The following is a 1,206-nucleotide window of genomic DNA, read 5'->3' on the forward strand; positions in this document are numbered from 1 at the left end:
GCTGTATACGGACTGACGCCTGCCCGGTGCCGGAACGTTAAGAGGACCGGTTAGATCTTTCGGGGTCGAGGCTGAGAATCTAAGCGCCGGTAAACGGCGGTGGTAACTATAACCATCCTAAGGTAGCGAAATTCCTTGTCGGGTAAGTTCCGACCTGCACGAATGGCGTAACGACTTCCCCGCTGTCTCAACCACAGGCCCGGTGAAATTGCAGTACGAGTAAAGATGCTCGTTTCGCGCAGCAGGACGGAAAGACCCCGGGACCTTCACTATAGCTTGGCATTGGCGTTTGGAGCGTCTTGTGTAGGATAGGTGGGAGACTGTGAAGCCGGCACGCCAGTGTCGGTGGAGTCGTTGGTGAAATACCACTCTGGTCGTTTTGAGCGTCTAACCCGCGCCCGTGTATCCGGGTGGGGGACAGTGCCTGGTGGGTAGTTTAACTGGGGCGGTTGCCTCCTAAAGTGTAACGGAGGCGCCCAAAGGTTCCCTCAGCCTGGTTGGCAATCAGGTGGTGAGTGTAAGGGCACAAGGGAGCTTGACTGTGAGACGGACGTGTCGAGCAGGTGCGAAAGCAGGGCCTAGTGATCCGGCACCTACGTGTGGAAGTGGTGTCGCTCAACGGCTAAAAGGTACCCCGGGGATAACAGGCTGATCTTCCCCAAGAGTCCATATCGACGGGATGGTTTGGCACCTCGATGTCGGCTCGTCGCATCCTGGGGCTGGAGTAGGTCCCAAGGGTTGGGCTGTTCGCCCATTAAAGCGGCACGCGAGCTGGGTTTAGAACGTCGCGAGACAGTTCGGTCCCTATCCGCTGCGCGCGTAGGAGAATTGAGAGGGTCTGTCCCTAGTACGAGAGGACCGGGACGGACGAACCTCTGGTGTGCCAGTTGTCCCGCCAGGGGCATGGCTGGTTGGCTACGTTCGGTCGGGATAACCGCTGAAAGCATCTAAGCGGGAAGCCTTCCTCGAGATGAGTTCTCCCACCCCTTTTTGTGGGTGTAAGGCTCCCGGTAGACGACCGGGTTGATAGGCCGGGTATGGAAGCGCGGTAACGTGTGGAGTTGACCGGTACTAATAGGCCGAGTGGCTTGAACACACAATTCGTTCAAAGCATATCGCTGTTGTGTGGGTGTTCGCGTCCCTGTGTGGTTCTCAGGAAACAACCTGGGCAACCCGTGTGTTGTTAATTGAATGTGCTGAGCCTTG

General features: G+C 57.1%; 1 rRNA gene (cut by a window edge). It reads left to right on the forward strand.

The features are described 5' to 3' along the window. Window positions 1-1,096: ribosomal RNA gene (locus IEZ03_RS37205) — 23S ribosomal RNA — on the forward strand; it begins 2,022 nt to the left of the window's first position. Window positions 1,097-1,206: the final 110 nt, after the last annotated feature.

This window comes from Actinomadura livida, assembly GCF_014648675.1.
In the GTDB taxonomy this organism is placed as follows: Bacteria; Actinomycetota; Actinomycetes; order Streptosporangiales; family Streptosporangiaceae; genus Spirillospora; species Spirillospora livida.